The following is a 19,922-nucleotide window of genomic DNA, read 5'->3' as shown; positions in this document are numbered from 1 at the left end:
CCACCAAGCCCCAACAGGCGATGCCCGCTAGTCCGTAAGAGTTTTAATGAATCGACGGATCCGGCGGTTCGAGGCCGGGCATCCGCACGGCGCCGCTACCGTAACCCGGACGCAGGATGAAGCCAAATGATTCTTCGTCATCCTCGCGCAGGCAGGTGCCGGACAGTTCCACCGCGATCAGCCGCCCCTGTTCGCCCCGGACGGTGGTGGCGATGCGCTGGGCGACGGCATCGCGGCGCAGACTGTTCATCAACAAGGCGAGATCGTCCGAAGTGACACCGAGCCATTCGCCCAGCGACCGGCCGACGGCAGCCGCAGGTGCTGCGATCTGGGCCAGCGCGGTGAACGCCGGATTGGCCATCTGCACCAGGCCATCGGCATCGGTGACGACGATGGCATCCGGGCTCATCGCCATCAGCGATTGCAGCTTGGCGTTTGCCTGCGGCACCTGCCATTGCGGATCGATGCTCTTCACCCGCATCAGCAAGGCGGTGCTGGCTTCAGTGCGCAGCGGCGTGATCGAAACCCGCACCATGCCGCGATGCTCCGACAGCACGGCGTCGGTTTCCGCTGCGCGACCGTTGAGCTTGGCGGAGGCAAACAATTCAAGCACCGCCTCGCGCGAATCTTCATGCAGCGGCACGGTGGCACGCTTGCCGATCAGCTGATCGAGGCTCAGACCGAACAGCCGCGCCGCCGAACGATTGGCATCGATCACGTTCAGCGACGTGGCATCGACGACCAGCACCGCATCGGTGGCGATCTGGAACAGCAGCTGATAGCGGGTTTCGCTCTGCCGCCGCTGCCAATAGTCGCGCTCCATCTCGGCCTGCGCATGCACCAAGCGTTGCTGCATCGCCGAGACCACGCTCATGTCGCGGCCGACGACCAGCATCGGACCAGCCTGGCCGAGGCGGACGGCGGAATACGCCATCGGCACGTCGAGACCCAGCGGCGACGGATGATTGACCTGCCGTGAACGGGACAAGCCGGTGGCGGCGACATCGGCGAGCAATTGCTCGACCTTCTTGCGGGTTTCGAGGGTGACGGTGTCGGCCAGATGGCGGCCCACCCATTCGTCGGCCATGGTCTTCACCGGCTCGCTGCCACCGAGCGCGATGCGCTGGATCACGCCCTGATCGTCGATGACCAGGGCGATGTCACTGGCCACCGAGACCAGCATTTCCGCCAGTTCCGGCGCCAGCGTCGACAGCGCCGCCAGATCGTGTACTTCGCGAGGATCACGCACGCTCATGCTGCAGCTCCCGAGGAGCCGCAAGCACAGTCGGCAGTGACAACAGAGAACACGTCGCGAGGCCTCGAGATCGTTCGAACACGGCAAGCGGTTAAGCCGGAAATCCGATTTTCAACCGGAACGTGCGAATCGGCCGTGAAGGGCCGGTGTCTGGTTGGTCCGGGCCGCCATTTGGCGACACAGGAACACCCGCGAAGGTACACGAAGGCGTCAGAGCCGGAAAGCGAGTGATTACAGCCCACTCGCTCGGGAAAGCCGTCGAGGCTCAAGCCCAGCGACGTTTCAGGTCGACCAGATGGCCGATCAGCGAACCACTGAGCGCCAGCGCCAGCCAGGGCCAGGGCGCACCGGCGATCGCTGCGCGCAAGGCCAGCAGCAGACAGAAGCCGGACAGCAGGTTGGCGATCAGATCGGCCGGTGGCGGACCACGGCCGGCGTAGCGGTGGAGCGCGAGCAGCAGGACTGCTTCGGCCGCCATCAGCATCAACACCAGATCGACGGCTAGGCCGCTGGCGAAGAATTCGTTCATGGTGCGCGGCGCGTGACGTACCGTCCTCAGGCCCGCGCCAAGCCGAACAGGTGAGCGAGATCCTTGAAGAAGATGCGCACGTGAGCCATCGGTTTCTTCCGTTCGAGTTTCTTGTTCATGTAGGAATCGAAAGTCAGCTTCTGCACGTCGCGGTCCTCGCAGATCTTCACGAAGCTTTCGCGGCGGCGTTCGCTGCCGTACCAGAACCACTGCAGGATGCCGAGCACCCAGAACACTGTGCCGTGTTCACGCATGAAGCGCTTGCGCGCCAGTTTCAAGGCACGGACATCGCCGGTTGCGAGCAACGCTTCGACTGCTTCGGCGGCGAGCTGCCCGCCGAGCATCGCGTAATAGATGCCTTCGCCAGACGCCGGCGCAACGACACCGGCGGCGTCACCTGCGAGCACGACATCGCGGCCGTTGTCCCAGCGGGCGAGCGGCTTCATCGGAATCGGCGCGCCTTCGCGGCGCAGGGTTTCGCACTGGTCCAGCCCGCTGGTTTCGCGCAGCGTGCTGACCGAGGAACGCATCGAGAAACCCTTGTGGGCGCTGCCGGTGCCGACGCTGACCGTATCGCCGTGCGGGAACACCCAGGAATAGAAATCCGGCGACAGGGATCCGCGATAGATGACGTCGCAGCGGCTGGCGTCGTAATCGACGGCCAGCTGCTTCGGCGCACGGATGATCTCGTGATAGGCGAACACGAACTTCATCTTCCGGGCACCCGGGATCTGCTGGCGGGCGATCAGCGACTTCGCGCCGTCGGCACCAATCACGGTTCGGGCGCGAACCTGCTGCGCGTCGCCATTGCGCGGCCGGTACTGGATCAGCGCGATACCGTCGCTGTCCCGCGTCATCGTCTCGAAGCTGCCGGTACGGCGTTCGGCACCGTGCGTTTCGGCTCGGACGCGCAGCCATTCATCGAAGTCGGCGCGATCGACCATCCCGACGAAACCGTTGTCGATCGGAATGTCGACGCTCTTGGCACTCGGTGACACCATCCGCGCGGAGCGGATTTTCGCGACCAGCATCGCATCGGGAATCTGGTAGTCGCGGATCGCGCGCGGCGGAATCGCGCCGCCGCAAGGCTTGATCCGGCCATCGCGATCGAGCAGCAGCACCTTGCGTCCGCGCTTGGCAAGCTCATCGGCTGCGGTTGCGCCGGACGGCCCGCCACCGACGACGACGACATCCCAGGTCTCTGCTTGCATCATCGCTTACACCTTTTGTCCGGCAAGTTGCGCGCCGGCTGTGGACGGGAACGAGTGGCGGGATGGCTGGGCAGCGGAGAGGCGCGCAGCCAGTCTTGCCGCGACCAGGAACAGCAGCGATTCAAGACCGAAGACCAGCGCATAGGCCGGCCCATCAGCTCCGATCACCGCACGGGCGACATCGCTGGCAGCAGCGCCGGCAAAGCCGCCGAGTCCGAAAGCAATCGCCTGTGCCGCACCCCAGAGGCCCATGCGCACGCCTTCGCGGCCGGCGCGGCCCTCGCTCGCGTAAATCATCATCGAACCGATCGCGGCGACCGCGAAGGCGCCGTTCGCTGCGCCGAGCAGGAACACGTTTTCCTTCAATGGCCAGCCGATGCCGGTCAAGCCACCGACGGTCAGCGCCAGCAGCGCCGCGCAGGAAGCGACACAGCCGCCGACCGTCCAGGTCTGCAGCGACCCGAAGCGCCGGCCGCGCCAGCCGGTGCCGGCGAGCGCAACGAGGATCATCCCGGCCAGCACGCCGCCGTGCTGCACCCCGGCGAGCTTGGTGGACGCGCCTGGCGTAAAGCCGAACACGCTGCCTGCGAACGGTTCCAGGATCAGATCCTGGGCGCTGTAGGCGAGCATCGACACGAACACGAAGATGGTGAAACGCCGCGCCCGCGATTCCGCCCAGACCTCGCGCAGCGCCTTCATGAACGGCGGCTTTTCGGTCTCCGCTTCACCGGTCGAGCGGCCCTGCCCTTCAAGTCCGGCAGTGGCGAGCAGCGTGATCGCCAGAGCGGCCACCGCAACCGCCGCGGTGATCATCAGCAAGCGCTTCGCCGAGTAAGGATCGAGCAGGGCACCGACGATGACCGTGGTCAACACGAAGCCGACGATCATCATCATCCAGACGATGGTCGCCGCCGCCGCGCGTTTCCCGGGATCAACTCGCTTGGCGAGCAGCACCAGCAGCGAAGTGCCGGCGCTGCCGACACCTACGCCGATCAACACGAAGGCGAGCACGGCGAGTGCGATGCCTGCCGCGACATTGCTGGTCATCCAGGCGATGCCGGCGGCAGCGAGCACGCCGCCGAGACCGAGAACAGCCATGCCGCCGACGATCCACGGCGTGCGCCGACCGCCGATATCGGAACCGAAGCCCAGCCGCGGCCGCAGGATCTGCACCGCGTAATGCAGCGCCACCAGCGCACCCGGCAACATCGCCGGCAAGGCCAGTTCGACGACCATGACCCGGTTCATCGTCGAGGTCGCGATCACCACGATGGCACCGAGTGCGGCCTGCACGAAGCCCAGCCGGATGATGCCGAACCAGCCCAGATAACTCGCGCTCGGCTTCATGCCGCCACCTCGACGCCGCTGATCCGCAGCGCAAAGGCGCTGACCAACATGCCGATCACGTACAGCGGAATACCGAAGCCGGAGTACCACAGCGCCTGCTGACGCGGCGCCGAAAGAAAGCGCCGCATCATCGTCAGTTGGATCGCCAGCAGGCCGCCGATGCCGGCAGCATGCAAGGGCATCTGCCAGTGCAGCAGCAGGCCGATCACCACGATCTGCGGCAGCACCATCGCCGCGCAGGCGGTGAGCGCAGCGCGATCAACGCCGAGCCGCACCGGCAGCGAACCGATACCGGTGATCCGGTCGCCTTCGATCGATTTGAAATCGTTCAGCGTCATGATTCCGTGTGCTCCGGCGCTGTATAGCGCCGCCAGCGCCAGCGAACGGGCACTGGGCATGGCGCCGCCGGCCATCACTGCCGCGCCGGTGGTCCAGGCCAGACCCTCGTAGCAGATCGCGCAGGCGCTATTGCCCCACCAGCCGTTGCGCTTCAGCCGGAACGGCGGTGCGCTGTAGGCCCAGGCGAGCAACAGACCGACGACCGTCGCCGCGAAACCCCAGGGACCGAGCGCGATGGCGACGATCATCGACAACGCCGTCCAGCCGATGGCGATGTACAAGCCCCAGAGGCCGGGCATGCGTCCGGAAGGAATCGGCCGGTTCGGTTCGTTGATTGCATCGACTTCGCGATCGAACCAGTCGTTTACCGCCTGGCTGGTCGCGCAGACCAGCGGCCCGGCAATCAGCACGCCGACGATGATCAGCAACCAGTTGCCGCTCAGGCGTTCGCCGGAGGCGACCACCCCGCAGCCGAACGCCCACATCGGCGGAAACCAGGTAATCGGCTTCAGCAGTTCCGTCACGGCCGACAAGGCCGGGCGTGCAGCTGGTGTCAGTGCCGTAGCGTTCAATGGAGGCTGGCCCTAGGCTCAATGTCAGCCTAGGTTTACGCTCGCCAGCCAATATCGTCAATTATTTCTGACAGTCGGTGCTGTCAGCGAGGGCTACCCCTCGGAATCGTCCCGACGATCCGACTTGGAGGACGACGGTTTGCGAATCGTCAACCAGGCTTCGAGGCCGAGTCCGAGGGCAAGCGCCAAGCCTGCCCATTCGAAGATCGGAACCCCGAAGAAGGTCATCACGTGGCCGACTCCGACTCGTCGGGCCCGAGATCGCCGAGGCCGTAGCGACGCAGTTTCACGTACAGGCTCTGACGGCTCAGACCGAGCATTTCAGCCGCCGATGCGCGATTGTCGCGAGTCAGTTCGAGGGCGGCTTCGATGCACAGCTTTTCGATCAGATCGGTCGATTCCCGTACCAATTCCTTCAGCGAAACGCGGCCGACCAGTTCGGTGAGCTGGTTCGCCGAACGCGGCAGTTCCTGAGCGACGCGGGCACTGACCGAAGAAGCTGCCCGGCGGCCGACATCGCGGATCGTGAAACCGAGACAGGGCGGCTCGCCGTGCGGCACCGATACTGCCGAAACTTCGACATCGCTGGCTGCGCCGTGCTCGCCACGCAGCACCGTCGAGAACAGCCGCACCGAACCGTGCTGGCGGATGCTGCCGATCAGCACGCTGAAATCGACGCCGGAACGGCCCAGCCAACGCTCCAGCGATTCGCCGCGCAGCTGCGCTTCGCTGACCGTCTGCGCGAGATCGACGAAAGCGCGATTGGCGGTGATCACCTGCCCTTCGAGATCGGTGACGACGAAGCCGTCCGGCAGGCTTTCCATGACCTTGACGATCGAGCGCGGCACCGCCGCCTCACTACCGTCACCCCGAACCGGCGCCAGGCGAACCAGGAAGAACGAACCGTTTTCCTGCGAAAACAACGAGGCGGCGATCAGGAATTCGCGAGCATCGCTGCTCAACCGCACGCGGGTATCGTCACCGCGGCCGACGGCGCGGGCGCGCGCCAGCAGCAGGCCGATCGCGCCGGTGCTGTCGGCGTCGAAACCCTCGGGGAAGCTGCGGCCGACCACCTTGCGCGCGTTTTCGCCCAGCAATTCACCGGCGGCCGGATTGGCCTCGACGATCTTCTGGGTGGCTGCATCTATGATCAGCACCGCCTCGAGCGAAGACATGAACAGCAGGCGATATCGGGTCTCGACATGGCGCAGGCGCCAGTAGTCGCGTTCCATCGATTGCTGGGCATCGACCAGCCGCTGCTGCAGCTGGGCATTCGGGCGGAGATCGCGGCCGAAGGCCACGACTTGACCATTCTGGCCGACCTGCACGGCCGAATAGAGCACCGGCACATCGGAACCGCGCGCCGAAGGATGATTGACCTGGCGCCAGCGGCGCTCGGCTTTCGAGGTCGCTTCGCGCAGCAGGGTTTCGACTTTCGCGCGGCTTTCGACGGTGACCGTTTCGGCCCAGGGCTGGCCGATCCACTTCCGGCAGCCTTCGAGCAGCATGTCTTCACTGCCGAGCGCGACATCGCGGATCACGCCATCACCATCGAGCACCAGCGCCACATCGGCTGCCGCGGCAATCAGGTCTGCAGCGGAATCCGCGTCCAGACTGCCGAGACGACTGTTCGGTAGTGTTGACGCACTCACTGCAGGGGCACCTTGTCGATCATGTGGGGGCGCAGTCTCGGCGATCTCTTCCAAACTTGCCTCATGAACAATGGCTCGACAGCGGGGGTCAAGGTGAAACCCTAACGCGCTGCGAGTATTTCTGCCTGACGAACGGCTTCGCGAGCATCGGCAGCCGTGGCATCGGCACCCAGCAACGAGGCCAATTCCGGGTGCGACACGAAATGCGGCCCACCCAGCATGACCGACACCGCACGGTTCTTGGACGTGCTGCGCAAGGCTGCGATCCAGGAGGCGAGCCCTTCGAGGCGGCAATCGCCACCGGCCGAAATGCCGACGCAATCGAACCATTCAGTGGCTGCCAGGGTCGCGACATCCTCGCTCGGCACGCCCGGCCCGCCAACCACATGCCAGCCGCTGCGGACGAAGAACTCCTTGACCATCATCAAGCCCATCGAGTGCTGCTCGCCCGGTGCCGGCGCCAGCAGGATGCGCCGCGTATCGGTACGGGCCGTGGGCGATTCGCGAAACACCGGGCTGAACTCGCGGATCACATGCTGAACCCGGCCGAGCGCCATCGTCACGTCGACGAAATCGCAGAGATCCTGTTCCCACAGTTCGCCGAGATGGCGCGCCGCCGGAGCAAGCAATTCCAGATACAGGGTTTCCAGCAGATAACCCTGATCGACCATCGCTTCGATATAGCCGGCGGCGGCGATCGAACTTTGCGTCAGCACCAGGCCGGCAAATTCGAGCACATGCGCCTGACTGGGAATCTCGCCACGCTCATCGGCAATGCCATCCGCCAGCGATTGGCCCTTATGGGCAAGCAGCAACCTCGGAATGATCTCGGCTTCGATGGTGCGGATCAGCGGCAGGTACTGCTGCTCGATCGCACTACGCATCGCCCCTTCTGCAGCTTCGCCACGATGCTCGGAAACTCTGCCCGAAAGCACAGCCTCTCTTGCTGATGTCAGCACTAGCATTTGATTTCTCCTCCAAAATCAAAACGCTTGTATCGACCCCCTGCATCGGCGCAGGGCCGACGGCTTCAGTCGAAGCTGAAGCCTTGTTCGATCCGTGGCACGAGTGACTGCACTGACGCGGTGGGCTTGTTGCTCTGGTGGTCTTCCGTAGAGCCCCCGAATTGTTGCATCGGGATACAGGACGGTCAAAACCAGTTATTTGAGCTTTGCATAGCCGATTCCGATTGTCACTATTTAATTACGTCAATTTTAGTTGACAGTCTGTTTTTGCCGGACTAGATTGCCTCCAAGGCCTCAGCGACCGTGGAGAGAAAGGCATGCAACACGGGGGAACCAGTACCAGAGCACGCAGACCGCTCTACTCCCCGGCCGAGCGGCTGCGGCGAGATGCCAGCGGCTGGACTCTGGTTCAGGGTCTGCTCGCACCGCTGCAGTTCCTGGTGTTCCTGGTCAGCTTGGTGCTGGTGCTGCGCTTCCTGGCCACTGGCCAAGGTGAAACGGCGGCCACGCTATCGATCGTGGTCAAGACGCTGACGCTCTACACGATCATGGTGACCGGCGCGATCTGGGAGAAAGCCGTCTTCGGCCAATACCTGTTCGCCCCGGCGTTCTGGTGGGAAGACGCGGTCAGCATGCTGGTGATCGCCCTGCACACCGCCTATCTCTGGGCGCTGTGGACCCACGCCCTGAGCGTCACCCAGTTGATGGTGCTGGCGCTGGTCGCCTACGCCACCTACGTGATCAACGCCGCGCAGTTCATCTGGAAACTGCGGATGGCGAGGCTCGATGCCGCCAATCCTTCGTTTACAGCGCCGATCGGAGCACTCGCCAAATGAGCGCTGCCCTCGCCGCTGTTCCCGTGGTCGTTCGCCCGAAAGCCGCTGGTGGTTGCAGCGATGCGCCGGTGCTCAAGGAGCGCGGTCAGCGGGAAGTGTTCTGCGGCCTGACCGGCATCATCTGGCTGCATCGCAAGATCCAGGACGCCTTCTTCCTGATCGTCGGCTCGCGCACTTGTGCGCATCTGATGCAATCCGCCGCCGGCGTGATGATCTTTGCCGAACCGCGCTTCGGTACCGCGATCATCGACGAGCGCGATCTGGCTGGCATGTCCGACGCCAACGACGAACTCGATCGCGTGGTCGCCCAGCTGCTGTCGCGCCGCCCGGACATCAAGCTGCTGTTCCTGGTCGGCTCCTGCCCTTCGGAAGTGATCAAGCTCGATCTGTCGCGCGCCGCCGAGCGTCTGGGCCGCAGCTACTCACCAAACGTGCGGGTGCTGAACTATTCCGGCAGCGGCATCGAAACCACCTTCACGCAGGGTGAGGACGCCTGCCTTGCGGCGCTGGTGCCAGGGCTTCCAGCTACTAATGTGAAGAGTTTGATGGTGGTTGGTGCGCTGGCCGATGTCGTCGAAGACCAGTTCCGCCGCCTGTTCGCAGCGATCGGCATTGCCGATGTCCAGTTTCTGCCGCCACGTCGCTCCACCCTGCTGCCGGTCGTTGGCCCGAACACGCACTACCTGCTTGCCCAGCCGTTCCTGGCCGATACCGCCCGAGCGCTCGAAGGGCGCGGCGCCACTCGCCTGGAAGCGCCGTTTCCGCTGGGCGTCGAAGGCACCACCGCCTGGTTCGAAGCGGCGGCCCGCGAATGGAATATTCCGGACGCGAAGTTCCAGGCTGCGATCGCACCCGCCGCGACACGGGCAAGCGCTGCGCTCAGCCGCATCCGTCACCAGCTCGCCGGCAAGCGGATCTTCTTCTTCCCGGATTCGCAGCTGGAAATTCCGCTGGCGCGGTTTCTGTCGCGCGAGCTGGAGATGAATCTGGTCGAGGTCGGCACGCCGTTCCTGCATCGCCAGCATCTGGCCACGGAACTGGAAATGCTTCCGGCCGGAACCATGCTCAGCGAAGGCCAGCATGTCGAGAACCAGCTGGATCGCTGCCGCGCCGCGCAGCCGGACATCGTGGTCTGCGGCCTCGGTCTCGCCAATCCGCTGGAAGCAGAGGGCATGACCACCAAGTGGGCGATCGAACTGGTGTTCACGCCGATCCAGGGCTACGAGCAGGCGGCGGACCTCGCCGAACTGTTCGCTCGGCCGCTGGTTCGCCGCGCAAAGCTGGCCGCCTGACGCCATGCAACTGACCGTCTGGACTTACGAAGGCCCGCCTCATGTCGGCGCGATGCGCATCGCCACCGCGATGCGTGACGTCCACTACGTGCTGCACGCGCCTCAGGGCGATACCTACGCCGATCTGCTGTTCACGATGATCGAGCGCCGCCAGAAGCGGCCGCCGGTGACCTACACGACGTTCCAGGCCCGCGATCTCGGCAGCGATACCGCGCAACTGTTCCAGGACGCCGCGCGCGATGCGTATGAGCGCTTCAAGCCGAAGGCGATGCTGGTCGGTGCGTCATGCACCGCCGAGCTGATCCAGGACGATCCGGGCGGCTTGTCGGACGCGCTGGAACTGCCGATTCCGGTCGTCACCCTGGAACTGCCTTCGTATCAGAAGAAGGAAAACTGGGGCGCGGCGGAAACCTTCTATCAGATCGTCCGCAAGCTGGCCGGACCGAAAGCGCCGCCGCCGGGCACCAAGCCCGCGCCGCGCGATCCGGCTCGCCGCGCCCGCTGCAATCTGCTTGGGCCCACCGCGCTCGGCTTTCGCCATCGCGATGATCTGAAGGAAATCTCGGGGCTGCTGGCGCAGATCGGCGTCGACATCAACGTCATCGCCCCGTTCGATGCCAGCCCCGACGACATCACCCGCCTGGGTGATGCCGATTTCAACATCGTGCTGTATCCGGAAATCGCAATGCCGGCCGCCGGCTGGCTGCAGCGCACCTTCGGCCAGCCGATGGTCAAGACCGTGCCGATCGGCATGGGCGCCACCTGTGATTTCATTCGCGAAGTTGCAGCGCTCGCCGGTGTCGATGCCAGCGCGCTGCTCGATGACCCGAACTCCCGCGCGCCCTGGTACGCGAAGTCAGTGGACTCCACCTATCTCACCGGCAAGCGCGTGTTCGTCTTCGGTGATGCAACTCATGCGATTGCCGCAGCCCGCATCGCCACCAGGGAGCTGGGCTTCACCGTCGTCGGTCTCGGCACCTACAGCCGCGAACTCGCTCGCGAAGTGCGCGAAGCCGCGAAGCTCTACGGCGTCGAAGCGATGATCACCGAGGACTATCTCGAGGTCGAAGCGGCGATCACCGAGCTGAATGTCGAACTGCTGCTCGGCACCCAGATGGAACGCCATATCGCCAAGCGCCTGGGCGTGCCCTGCGCGGTGATTTCGGCGCCGGTGCACGTGCAGGACTACCCGGCGCGCTATTCGCCGCAGATGGGTTTCGAAGGCGCCAACGTGATCTTCGATACCTGGGTCCATCCGCTGATGATGGGCCTCGAAGAACACCTGCTCGGCATGTTCCGCGAGGACTTCGAGTTCCATGCCGAAGCCGCACCTTCGCATCTCGGTGGTGCCGCCAGCGAGCGCCGCGCCGCGCCTGCCGCCGCTCCCATTGCCGACGCGTTCGCGCTTGCGGTCGAGACCGATGACGACGTGGACGTGATCGAGGCCGAAGGCCCGATCGACCCCGTCTGGTCTCCCGAAGGCGAGAAGGAACTCGGAAAGATTCCGTTCTTTGTACGCGGCAAGGCTCGCCGCAATACCGAGGCATACGCTCGTGAATTCGGCGTGCGCGTCATCACCGTCGAGGCGCTCTACGATGCCAAAGCCCACTTCAGCCGCTAAGGCTGCCGCGCCCATGCGCGTGGTCATCGTGACGATGGACAACCATCTCGCGAGCGCCGCCACGCGTGCAGCGGCACGCCTCGCGCGCGAAGTGCCGGGCTTGGTGCTGAGCATGCACACGGCGGCGGAATGGAGTGCCGAGCCCAAGCTGTTGCAGCGTTGCCATGACGACATCGCTCAGGGCGACATCATCATCAACACGATGCTGTTCGTCGAAGATCATTTCAACGCCGTGCTGCCAGCGCTGCAGGCCCGTCGCGAGCACTGCGACGCGATGCTGGGCTGCATGTCCGCCACCGAGATCGCCAAGCTGACCCGCATTGGTCGCTTCGACATGGACAGCAAGAAGGAAGCGAGCGGCGCCATGGCGCTGCTCAAGCGCCTGAAGCCGAAGGCCAAGGAGGGTGCCGCCAAGGCCACCGCCGGTGCCGAGCAGATGAAGATGCTGCGTCGCATCCCGAAGCTGCTGCGCTTCATTCCCGGCACGGCGCAGGACGTGCGCGCCTACTTCCTGACCCTGCAGTACTGGCTGGCAGGTTCGGAAGACAACCTGGTCAACATGGTGAAGTTTCTCGTTGACCGCTACGCCGATGGCCCGCGTCGCGCGCTGCGCGGCACGCTGAAATCGGAAGCACCGGCCGAGTATCCCGAAGTCGGCGTCTATCACCCGCGGCTCAAGGGCCGAATCAGCGACAACGCCAGTTCGTTGCCGAACGTCGGCAAGCGCGGCACCGTCGGCGTGCTGGTGCTGCGCTCCTACCCGCTGGCCGGCAACGCCGCCCATTACGACGGCGTGATCAACGCGCTCGAAGCACGCGGCTTGAACGTGGTGCCGGCGTTTGCCTCGGGGCTCGATTCGCGTCCGGCGATCGAACAATTCTTCCTGCGTGATGGCCGCGCGACCGTCGACGCCGTGGTCTCGCTGACCGGCTTTTCGCTAGTCGGCGGCCCGGCCTACAACGACGCCAGGGCGGCCGAGGACATCCTCGCCAAGCTCGATGTGCCCTATGTCGCCGCGCACCCGCTCGAGTTCCAGACGCTCGAACAATGGGGCGCAGGCGAACGCGGCCTGATGCCGGTGGAGTCGACGATCATGGTCGCGATTCCCGAGCTGGATGGCGCTACCGGCATGACCCTGTTCGGCGGCCGTTCTGATTCCGCCGGCGAGAAATGCAGCGGCTGCCATCGCGGTTGCGTGTTCCCGCCGTCGAAGTCCGCGCGAGACATGCAGACCTGCGTCGAGCGTGCCGAAACGCTGGCCAAGCGCATCGACAAGCTGGTGACCATGCGCCGCGCCAAGCGTGCCGAGCGCAAGGTTGCGATCGTGCTGTTCAACTTCCCGCCGAACGCCGGCAACATCGGCACCGCTGCGCATCTGTCGGTCTTCGAATCGCTGCATCGCACCCTGATCGCGATGAAGGCCGAAGGCTACAAGGTCGATGTGCCGGTGACCGTCGACGATCTGCGCGAGCGCGTGATTCACGGCAATGCTTCGCGCTTCGGTGCCGATGCCAATGTCATGGCTCGCATTTCGGCGGACGATCACGTGCGCCGCGAACCCTGGCTGAAGGAAATCGAAGCGCAGTGGGGACCGGCGCCCGGCAAACAGTTGAGCGATGGCGGCTCGATCTTCGTGCTCGGCGAAACCTTCGGCAACATCAGCATCGGGATTCAGCCCAGCTTCGGCTACGAAGGCGATCCGATGCGCCTGTTGTTCGAGAAAGGCTTTGCGCCGACCCATGCGTTCTCGGCGTTCTACCGCTGGCTGCGCGAAGATTTCGGCGCCCACGCCGTGCTGCATTTCGGCACCCACGGCGCGCTGGAATTCATGCCAGGCAAGCAGAGCGGCTTGTCTGGCGATTGCTGGCCGGACCGTCTGATCGGCGATCTGCCGAACATCTATCTGTATGCCGCGAACAATCCCAGCGAAGGCGCCATTGCCAAGCGCCGTTCGCAGGCCACGCTGATCAGCTATCTGACGCCGCCAGTGGCGCAGGCCGGGCTGTATCGCGGGCTTGTCGAGCTGAAGAGTTCGATCGAACGCTGGCGCGGACTGTCACCCGATGAAGTCACGGAGCGCGGCCCGCTCGCTTCGATGATCCAGGCGCAGGCCGCAGTCATCGATCTGGTTACCAGCGAACCGGTGTGGACGGCTGAGCAGGCCGAAGCGCAGGTCGTCAAGCTCAATGCCGCGATGCTGGAACTCGAATACACGCTGATTCCGCATGGCCTGCATGTGATCGGTGCGACGTCGTCGAACGAAGAGCGGACCGACATGCTGCTGGCAGTCGCCGAGGCCTCGCACGGTCTGCGACTGGAACGTGCCGCGATGATCGCGCTCGTCGCTGGCGAATCCATCGAGCAGGTGCTGGCCAAGGCAGGGTTGCCGATCAATGACGACACCCGCGGCACCGTCGCCAAGCTGGCCGAGATCAACCGCCAGCTCGGCGAAGAACACGAAATCGAAGGCCTGCTGAAAGCCCTCGATGGCCGCTTCATCCGCCCGGCTCCGGGTGGCGACTTGATGCGGACGCCGGAGATCCTGCCGACCGGCCGCAACCTGCACGGCTTCGATCCGTTCCGCATTCCCAGTGCCTTCGCCGTGCAGGACGGCGCCCAGCAGGCACAGCGGCTGATTGCGCGTCATCTCGAAGATGGCAATCCGCTGCCGGAGTCGATCGCCCTGGTGCTATGGGGCACCGACAATCTGAAGTCCGAAGGCGCGCCGATTGCCCAGGCGCTGGCCTTGATGGGTGTGAAGCCGCGCTTCGATGCTTATGGCCGCCTCGCCGGCGCGACGCTGACGCCACTCGCAGAACTTGGCCGGCCGCGCATCGATGTCGTCATCACCTTGTCCGGCATCTTCCGTGACCTACTGCCGCTGCAGATCAAGCTGCTGGCCGAAGCCTGTTTCCTGGCGGCCAGTGCCGATGAAGCGCCGGAATCGAACTTTGTCCGCAAGCACGCGCTGGCCTACATGGCCGAACACGGTTGCGATCTGGAAACGGCGAGCCTGCGCGTCTACGGCAATGCCGACGGCGCCTACGGCTCGAACGTCAATCACCTGATCGAAAGCAGCCGCTGGGATGGCGAAGACGAACTGGCGGACACCTATACCAAGCGCAAGAGCTTCGCCTTCGGGCGCAGCGGTGCTCCGGTGTCGCAGCCGGCGCTGATGCAGAGCATCCTCGCCAACGTCGATCTGGCTTATCAGAACCTCGATTCGGTCGAACTCGGCGTGACCACGGTCGATACCTACTTCGACACGCTGGGTGGCATCAGTCGCGCCGTGCAGCGAGCGAAGGGCGGCGTTGCCGCTCCGGTCTACATCGGCGATCAGACCACCGGCAACGGCACCGTGCGCACCTTGTCCGAACAGGTGTCGCTGGAAACCCGTACCCGGATGCTGAACCCCAAGTGGTACGAAGGGATGCTCAAGCACGGCTACGAAGGTGTGCGCCAGATCGAGACGCACATCACCAACACCTTCGCCTGGTCGGCGACCACGGGGCAGGTGCAGCCCTGGGTCTACCAGCAGCTTGCCGAAACCTTCGTGCTCGATCCCGCAATGCGCGAACGGCTGGCACAACTCAATCCCACGGCCTCCGCGAAAGTCGCGAGCCGCTTGCTGGAAGCGACCGAGCGCAGCTACTGGCAGCCGGACGAACAGACACTCGAAGCGCTGCGAAATGCCGGTCACGAACTCGAAGACCGGCTCGAAGGCGTCCACTTTGCGGAGGCAGCATGAGCAGCGTCGGAAACATCCCCGTTTCAATGGTTCGCAAGATGGTCCCGCCACCGGATGGCGCTGGCAGCCTGCAGGTACATCTGGATGAATCGCAGAAGATCGGCAATGCGAAGGTCTTCGCGGTTTACGGCAAGGGCGGCATCGGCAAGAGCACGACCTCGTCGAATCTTTCCGTCGCGTTTTCCAAGCTCGGAAAGAGAGTCCTGCAGATCGGCTGCGATCCCAAGCACGACTCCACGTTCACCCTGACCAAGCGCCTGGTGCCGACGGTCATCGACGTGCTGGAGTCGGTCGACTTCCACGGCGAGGAACTGCGGCCGGAAGACTTCGTCTACGAAGGCTATAACGGCGTGATGTGCGTCGAAGCCGGTGGTCCGCCAGCCGGCACTGGCTGTGGTGGCTACGTCGTCGGCCAGACGGTGAAGCTGCTGAAGGAACATCACCTGCTGGAAGATACCGACGTGGTGATCTTCGATGTGCTCGGCGATGTCGTCTGCGGCGGTTTCGCAGCGCCCTTGCAGCATGCCGATCGGGCACTGATCGTCGCCGCCAATGACTTCGATTCGATCTTCGCGATGAATCGCATCGTTGCCGCGATCGCCTCGAAATCGAAGAACTACAACGTGCGCCTCGGTGGTGTGATCGCCAACCGCTCGCGCGAAACCGATCAGATCGACAAGTACAACGCCGCGATCGGCCTCGACACCCTCGCCCGCTTCCCGGATCTCGATGTCATCCGCCGCAGCCGCCTGAAGAAATCGACGCTGTTCGAGATGGAAGATTCGCCAGAGCTGAAAGCCGTGCAGGACGAATATATGCGTCTGGCCGGCAATCTGTGGATGGGCACCAAGCCTCAATTGACCTCGCCGCTGAAGGATCGCGAGATCTTCGATCTACTGGGGTTCGAGTGATGGGCAGCGCCTCCTACGCAGCGCGGCGCAGCCAGCTCGAAACCTATTTCGATCGCACCGCGGCGGAAACCTGGGCGCGTCTGACGTCGACCGCCAAGGTCAGCCGCATCCGCGAAACCGTGCGTGCCGGTCGCGATGAAATGCGCGCCACCTTGCTGAGCTGGCTGCCGGAGGATCTCAGTGGCCGCCGCATCCTCGATGCCGGTTGCGGCACCGGCGCACTGGCGATCGAAGCCGCCCGGCGCGGTGCCGATGTCATCGCCATCGACATCGCCGGCAACCTGGTCAATGTCGCGCGCGAACGGGCACCGAGCGATCTGAAAGGCTCGATCGAATTCCATGTTGGCGACATGCTGAATCCCGAGCTGGGCAGCTTCGATCACGTCGTCGCAATGGATTCGCTGATTCATTACCAGCCAGCCGATATCGCCGATACGGTTGCCAAGCTGATGGCGCGGACGCGGCAGAGCATCGTCATCACCTTCGCGCCGAAGACGCCCCTGCTGACCGTGATGCACAACGTCGGCCTGCTGTTTCCGCGTGGCGACCGGGCACCCGCGATCGTGCCGGTGACGGCAACGACGCTGTGCGATCTGCTGGAGGATCGTTTCGAAGCGGGCGACTGGACCAACACCCGGACGCAGCTGGTCACCAGCGGCTTCTACAAGTCCCAGGCCTTCGAACTGAAACGCGCATGAAAAAGCCCGTGCCAGCCAATCTGACCTTCGCATCGACCTGGACCCGGGTATCGACCCGCTTCCTGCCGTTCGCCGATGCCGCCACCGCCGAACTGCCGCTGAAGCGGCTGCTGCGGCTGTCGCTGTTCCAGGTTTCGGTGGGCATGGCGCTGGCGCTGCTGATCGGCACCTTGAACCGGGTGATGATTGTCGAGCTGCACGTGCCGGCCTGGCTGGTCGGCGCGATGGTGTCGGCACCACTGGTGTTCGCGCCGTTCCGGGCACTGGTCGGCTTCAAGTCCGATACCCACAAGTCCTTTCTCGGCTGGCGGCGAGTACCGTACATCTGGTTCGGCTCGATGCTGCAGTTTGGCGGCCTGGCGATCATGCCGTTCGCGCTGATCCTGCTGTCCGGCGATTCGCTGCAGCCGCCGATCGTGGGCCAAGTGGGTGCTGCGCTCGCCTTCCTGCTGGTCGGCGCCGGCCTGCATACGACGCAGACCGTCGGCCTGGCCCTCGCCACCGATCTCGCGCCGGTGGAATCGCAGCCGCGAGTCGTGGCGCTGATGTGCTCGATGCTGCTGGTCGGCATGGCCGTGAGCGCGGTGATCTACGGCCTGCTGCTGCGCGACTTCAGCCAGCTGAGGTTGATCCAGGTGATCCAGGGCTCGGCGATCGTCACCATGGCGCTGAACATCGCGGCACTCTGGAAGCAGGAAGCGCGAGACCCGTTGCGTACTGCGCATGAACTGCCAACGCCGTCCTTCCGCGAATCCTGGGAAACCTTCAGCCATCGCGGCCATGCCAAGCGGCGCCTGGTCGCGCTCGGTCTCGGCACCGTGGCGTTCTCGATGCAGGACATCCTGCTGGAACCCTTCGGCGGCGAAGTGCTCAAGCTGCCTGTTGCCTCGACCACCGCCTTGACTGCCGCACTGGCATTCGGCGGCCTTGCCGGCTTCGTCATCGCCGCCCGCGCGCTGGTACGCGGCGTCGATCCCTACCGAATGGCGGCTTACGGCGCCGTGGTCGGCATCGCCGCATTTTCCGGCGTGATCCTGTGCGCGCCAATGCAATCGGCCGGGCTGTTCGCCTTGAGCGTGGCGATGATCGGCGTCGGCAGCGGCCTGTTCGGCCACTGCACTCTGACCGCCGCGATGAGCATGGCGCCAAAGGCACAGATCGGCTTGGCACTCGGTGTCTGGGGCGCGGTACAGGCGACGGCAGCGGGTGGCGCGATCGCCATCAGCGGCTTGCTGCGGGATGGTATCGCCAGCCTCGCAGCATCAGGTGCGCTCGGTAGCGCGCTGGTCGGCCCGGCCACCGGCTACACGGTGGTCTATCACCTGGAACTGGGCCTGCTGTTCGCCACCCTGGTCGCGATCGGTCCTTTAGTACGCAACGCATTCGATCAGCACGACGACTCCGGCGATAACGCCAAGGACGTCGCCTGGCCCAACCTGCAGTCCATGAATTTACGGGAGGAGGTAGCACAATGAACCACGGTGCCATCACGGCGAGCCTCGACATCGCCCAGGTTGTTCTCTACTTGTTCTGGGGCTTCTTTGCTGCCCTGATCATCTATCTGCATCGCGAGAACCAGCGCGAAGGCTATCCGCTGGAAACAGCCGATCGTTCGCCGAACAAGCTGCAGGAAGGCCTGGGCGGGCGACCGCAGCCGAAGACCTATCTGCTGCCGCACGGCGGGACCAAGACGGTGCCGGCCGAATGGAAAGCCGGCCCGGCGGAAGTGCTCAAGGCACGGCGTCTGGACCGCAATCCGGACTCGCCGCTGGTGCCGATCGGCAACCCGCTGCTGGCCGGCGTCGGCCCCGGTGCCTGGGCCAGTCGCGACGATCATCCGGACCTGCAGATCGACGGCACGCCGAAGATCGTGCCGCTGAGTGCCGACGCAGCTTACGGCGTTGCCAAGGGCGATCCGGACCCGCGCGGCAAGACCGTGTTCGGCGCCGATGGCAAGGCCGGCGGCACCTGCGTCGACATCTGGGTCGATCGCTCCGAGCGGCTGTTCCGCTATTACGAGATCGAGGTTGCCGGCGGCGCCCATGTATTGCTGCCCGCCAACTTCGCGCGCGTGCAAGGCAGCGGCGCGATCAAGGTCGCCTCGATCCTCGGCCAGCACTTCGCTGAAGTGCCGCGCACCAAGCAGGCGCAGCAGATCACCCTGCTCGAAGAAGACGTCATCTCCGCCTACTACGGCGCCGGCACCTTGTACGCCACGCCGGATCGCCTGGGGCCGCTGCTGTGAGCGACCACGATGCCAAGCATGATGATTTCAACTTCACCGGCGTGCGCGAGCTGCCGGGCAAGCTGCCGGAAGGCGAAAGAGTGCTCTGGCAGGGCGGCCCGCGCTGGACCTCGCTGTTCCGGCGCGCCTTCCACGGCCGCACGATCGCACTGTATTTCGCGATCCTGATCGGCTCGCGCGGCGTTGCCGTGGCCAGTAGTGGCGCCGGCATCGCCGACGTGCTGATCGCAATGCTCTGGCTGGCACCGCTGGCGATCACCGGCCTCGGCCTTATCGCGTTCGTCGCCTGGCTCAGCGCCCGCGCCAGCTGGTACACGATCACCAATCGTCGCGTGGTGATGCGGGTCGGCGCAGTGCTGGAGATCAGCTTCAACTTCCCGTTCGCGGTCATCGAATCGGCCGGTTTGCGGCTGCACGCCGAAGGCACGGGCGACATTCCGCTGTTGTTCCACGATGGCAGCAGCATTGCCTATCTGCACCTGTGGCCGCATGCCCGGCCCTGGCAGCTACGCCGCACGCAGCCGATGCTACGCTCGATCGAAGAGCCTCAGAGAGTCGCCGAACTGCTGGCTTCGGCATTGGCCAGCGCCACCGGTGGCAGCGCGCTGCCGATCAGTGCCGGCAAGGCTCCGCAAACGATGCCGAATGGTTCGATGTTGCCCGCCGCAGGCCATTAAACGTACTGATCAGGACCTATCCAC

Annotated in this window: 16 protein-coding genes; 9 read left to right on the top strand and 7 right to left on the bottom strand. The window is 64.7% G+C overall.

Translation table 11 applies throughout. From position 1 onward, the window contains the following. Positions 1 to 43: 43 nt before the first annotated feature. The 7 genes from ppsR (G513_RS20775) to G513_RS0101335 all read right to left on the bottom strand — a co-directional run bounded on the left by ppsR (G513_RS20775) (position 44) and on the right by G513_RS0101335 (position 7,789). Positions 44 to 1,255 (bottom strand): transcriptional regulator PpsR, encoded by a 1,212-nt coding sequence (gene ppsR / locus G513_RS20775; RefSeq protein WP_022975034.1) that lies wholly within the window; start codon positions 1,253 to 1,255, stop codon positions 44 to 46. A 265-nt stretch (positions 1,256 to 1,520) separates the two neighbouring features. After that, positions 1,521 to 1,784 (bottom strand): hypothetical protein, encoded by a 264-nt coding sequence (locus G513_RS0101365; RefSeq protein WP_022975033.1) that lies wholly within the window; start codon positions 1,782 to 1,784, stop codon positions 1,521 to 1,523. 26 nt (positions 1,785 to 1,810) lie between these two features. After that, a complete protein-coding gene (locus G513_RS0101360; RefSeq protein WP_022975032.1) occupies positions 1,811 to 2,998 on the bottom strand; it encodes a geranylgeranyl diphosphate reductase in 1,188 nt (395 codons plus the stop codon). A gap of 3 nt (positions 2,999 to 3,001) precedes the next feature. After that, positions 3,002 to 4,342, bottom strand: coding sequence for a BCD family MFS transporter (locus G513_RS20770; RefSeq protein WP_022975031.1), 1,341 nt, complete (start codon positions 4,340 to 4,342; stop codon positions 3,002 to 3,004). Beyond that, positions 4,339 to 5,214, bottom strand: coding sequence for a chlorophyll synthase ChlG (gene chlG, locus G513_RS0101350; RefSeq protein WP_022975030.1), 876 nt, complete (start codon positions 5,212 to 5,214; stop codon positions 4,339 to 4,341). The genes G513_RS20770 and chlG overlap by 4 nt, the downstream gene beginning before the upstream one ends. Before the next feature lie 266 nt (positions 5,215 to 5,480). Then, entirely contained in the window at positions 5,481 to 6,905 is a 1,425-nt protein-coding gene (ppsR, locus tag G513_RS0101340) for a transcriptional regulator PpsR (protein ID WP_022975028.1), read from the bottom strand. A 101-nt stretch (positions 6,906 to 7,006) separates the two neighbouring features. After that, a complete protein-coding gene (locus G513_RS0101335) occupies positions 7,007 to 7,789 on the bottom strand; it encodes a cobalamin B12-binding domain-containing protein (protein ID WP_022975027.1) in 783 nt (260 codons plus the stop codon). Positions 7,790 to 8,187: 398 nt separating this feature from the next. Between G513_RS0101335 and bchF the strand changes: the two genes are divergently transcribed. From bchF to puhB, 9 genes are read left to right on the top strand one after another with little or no spacing between them, the layout of a single operon-like run. Then, on the top strand, positions 8,188 to 8,706 hold the full coding sequence (bchF, locus tag G513_RS0101330; protein WP_022975026.1) for a 2-vinyl bacteriochlorophyllide hydratase: 519 nt from the start codon (positions 8,188 to 8,190) through the stop codon (positions 8,704 to 8,706). Continuing rightward, complete coding sequence (locus G513_RS0101325; RefSeq protein WP_022975025.1) at positions 8,703 to 9,998, top strand: ferredoxin:protochlorophyllide reductase (ATP-dependent) subunit N; 1,296 nt, start codon at positions 8,703 to 8,705, stop codon at positions 9,996 to 9,998. Before bchF ends, G513_RS0101325 begins: the two co-directional genes overlap by 4 nt. A 4-nt stretch (positions 9,999 to 10,002) precedes the next feature. Further along, positions 10,003 to 11,619, top strand: a complete 1,617-nt coding sequence (gene bchB, locus G513_RS0101320) for a ferredoxin:protochlorophyllide reductase (ATP-dependent) subunit B (RefSeq protein WP_022975024.1) — start codon at positions 10,003 to 10,005, stop codon at positions 11,617 to 11,619. Next, positions 11,594 to 15,367 (top strand): magnesium chelatase subunit H, encoded by a 3,774-nt coding sequence (locus G513_RS0101315; protein WP_028474996.1) that lies wholly within the window; start codon positions 11,594 to 11,596, stop codon positions 15,365 to 15,367. Before bchB ends, G513_RS0101315 begins: the two co-directional genes overlap by 26 nt. 26 nt (positions 15,368 to 15,393) lie before the next feature. Next, positions 15,394 to 16,278, top strand: coding sequence for a ferredoxin:protochlorophyllide reductase (ATP-dependent) iron-sulfur ATP-binding protein (gene bchL / locus G513_RS0101310; RefSeq protein WP_022975022.1), 885 nt, complete (start codon positions 15,394 to 15,396; stop codon positions 16,276 to 16,278). After that, positions 16,278 to 16,976, top strand: a complete 699-nt coding sequence (bchM, locus tag G513_RS0101305) for a magnesium protoporphyrin IX methyltransferase (RefSeq protein WP_022975021.1) — start codon at positions 16,278 to 16,280, stop codon at positions 16,974 to 16,976. Before bchL ends, bchM begins: the two co-directional genes overlap by 1 nt. Further along, positions 16,973 to 18,451 carry a BCD family MFS transporter gene (locus G513_RS20765; protein WP_022975020.1) on the top strand — a complete coding sequence of 493 codons (1,479 nt, stop codon included), beginning with the start codon at positions 16,973 to 16,975 and terminating at the stop codon, positions 18,449 to 18,451. Before bchM ends, G513_RS20765 begins: the two co-directional genes overlap by 4 nt. Then, complete coding sequence (puhA, locus tag G513_RS0101295) at positions 18,448 to 19,221, top strand: photosynthetic reaction center subunit H (RefSeq protein WP_022975019.1); 774 nt, start codon at positions 18,448 to 18,450, stop codon at positions 19,219 to 19,221. Before G513_RS20765 ends, puhA begins: the two co-directional genes overlap by 4 nt. Next, complete coding sequence (gene puhB, locus G513_RS20760) at positions 19,218 to 19,898, top strand: photosynthetic complex putative assembly protein PuhB (RefSeq protein WP_022975018.1); 681 nt, start codon at positions 19,218 to 19,220, stop codon at positions 19,896 to 19,898. Before puhA ends, puhB begins: the two co-directional genes overlap by 4 nt. The last annotated feature ends 24 nt before the right edge of the window (positions 19,899 to 19,922 follow it).

This window comes from Nevskia ramosa DSM 11499, from assembly GCF_000420645.1.
GTDB classification, from domain to species: domain Bacteria; phylum Pseudomonadota; class Gammaproteobacteria; order Nevskiales; family Nevskiaceae; genus Nevskia; species Nevskia ramosa.
This window is presented reverse-complemented; position numbering and strand designations above follow the sequence as displayed.